Genomic DNA, 2,231 nt, shown 5'->3' on the forward strand with positions numbered 1-2,231 from the left:
GAAACATCTTCGGGTTGTGAGGTTAAGCGACTAAGCGTACACGGTGGATGCCCTGGCAGTCAGAGGCGATGAAGGACGTGCTAATCTGCGAAAAGCGCCGGCGAGGTGATATGAACCTTTGACCCGGCGATGTCCGAATGGGGAAACCCAGTGTGTTCCGACACACTATCGTTAACTGAATACATAGGTTAACGAGGCGAACCGGGGGAACTGAAACATCTAAGTACCCCGAGGAAAAGAAATCAACCGAGATTCCCCCAGTAGCGGCGAGCGAACGGGGAGCAGCCCAGAGTCTGAATCAGCTTGTGTGTTAGTGGAAGCGTCTGGAAAGTCGCACGGTACAGGGTGAAAGTCCCGTACACGAAAATGCACAGGTTGTGAACTCGAAGAGTAGGGCGGGACACGTGGTATCCTGTCTGAATATGGGGGGACCATCCTCCAAGGCTAAATACTCCTGACTGACCGATAGTGAACCAGTACCGTGAGGGAAAGGCGAAAAGAACCCCGGCGAGGGGAGTGAAAAAGAACCTGAAACCGTGTACGTACAAGCAGTGGGAGCACCTTCGTGGTGTGACTGCGTACCTTTTGTATAATGGGTCAGCGACTTATATTCTGTAGCAAGGTTAACCGTATAGGGGAGCCGAAGGGAAACCGAGTCTTAACTGGGCGTTAAGTTGCAGGGTATAGACCCGAAACCCGGTGATCTAGCCATGGGCAGGTTGAAGGTTGGGTAACACTAACTGGAGGACCGAACCGACTAATGTTGAAAAATTAGCGGATGACTTGTGGCTGGGGGTGAAAGGCCAATCAAACCGGGAGATAGCTGGTTCTCCCCGAAAGCTATTTAGGTAGCGCCTCGTGAACTCATCTTCGGGGGTAGAGCACTGTTTCGGCTAGGGGGCCATCCCGGCTTACCAACCCGATGCAAACTACGAATACCGAAGAATGTTATCACGGGAGACACACGGCGGGTGCTAACGTCCGTCGTGAAGAGGGAAACAACCCAGACCGCCAGCTAAGGTCCCAAAGTCATGGTTAAGTGGGAAACGATGTGGGAAGGCACAGACAGCCAGGATGTTGGCTTAGAAGCAGCCATCATTTAAAGAAAGCGTAATAGCTCACTGGTCGAGTCGGCCTGCGCGGAAGATGTAACGGGGCTAAACCATGCACCGAAGCTGCGGCAGCGACGCTTATGCGTTGTTGGGTAGGGGAGCGTTCTGTAAGCCGTTGAAGGTGGCCTGTGAGGGTTGCTGGAGGTATCAGAAGTGCGAATGCTGACATAAGTAACGATAATGCGGGTGAAAAGCCCGCACGCCGGAAGACCAAGGGTTCCTGTCCAACGTTAATCGGGGCAGGGTGAGTCGACCCCTAAGGCGAGGCCGAAAGGCGTAGTCGATGGGAAACAGGTTAATATTCCTGTACTTGGTGTTACTGCGAAGGGGGGACGGAGAAGGCTATGTTAGCCGGGCGACGGTTGTCCCGGTTTAAGCATGTAGGCGGAGGTTCCAGGTAAATCCGGTACCTTTTAACGCTGAGGTGTGATGACGAGGCACTACGGTGCTGAAGTAACAAATGCCCTGCTTCCAGGAAAAGCCTCTAAGCATCAGGTAACATCAAATCGTACCCCAAACCGACACAGGTGGTCAGGTAGAGAATACCAAGGCGCTTGAGAGAACTCGGGTGAAGGAACTAGGCAAAATGGTGCCGTAACTTCGGGAGAAGGCACGCTGATATGTAGGTGAAGCCCCTGCGGGTGGAGCTGAAATCAGTCGAAGATACCAGCTGGCTGCAACTGTTTATTAAAAACACAGCACTGTGCAAACACGAAAGTGGACGTATACGGTGTGACGCCTGCCCGGTGCCGGAAGGTTAATTGATGGGGTTAGCGGCAACGCGAAGCTCTTGATCGAAGCCCCGGTAAACGGCGGCCGTAACTATAACGGTCCTAAGGTAGCGAAATTCCTTGTCGGGTAAGTTCCGACCTGCACGAATGGCGTAATGATGGCCAGGCTGTCTCCACCCGAGACTCAGTGAAATTGAACTCGCTGTGAAGATGCAGTGTACCCGCGGCAAGACGGAAAGACCCCGTGAACCTTTACTATAGCTTGACACTGAACACTGGTCCTTGATGTGTAGGATAGGTGGGAGGCTTTGAAGCGTGGACGCCAGTCTGCGTGGAGCCAACCTTGAAATACCACCCTTTAATGGCTGGTGTTCTAACGTAGACCCGT

The 2,231-nt window shown here is 53.0% G+C and carries 1 rRNA gene; it reads left to right on the top strand.

From position 1 onward, the window contains the following. Positions 1 to 20 precede the first annotated feature (20 nt). Positions 21 to 2,231 (top strand): 23S ribosomal RNA (locus V6E55_RS25285); the annotation flags it as partial.

It is taken from the genome of Enterobacter sp. 342 (assembly GCF_036663495.1).
Classification (GTDB): domain Bacteria; phylum Pseudomonadota; class Gammaproteobacteria; order Enterobacterales; family Enterobacteriaceae; genus Enterobacter.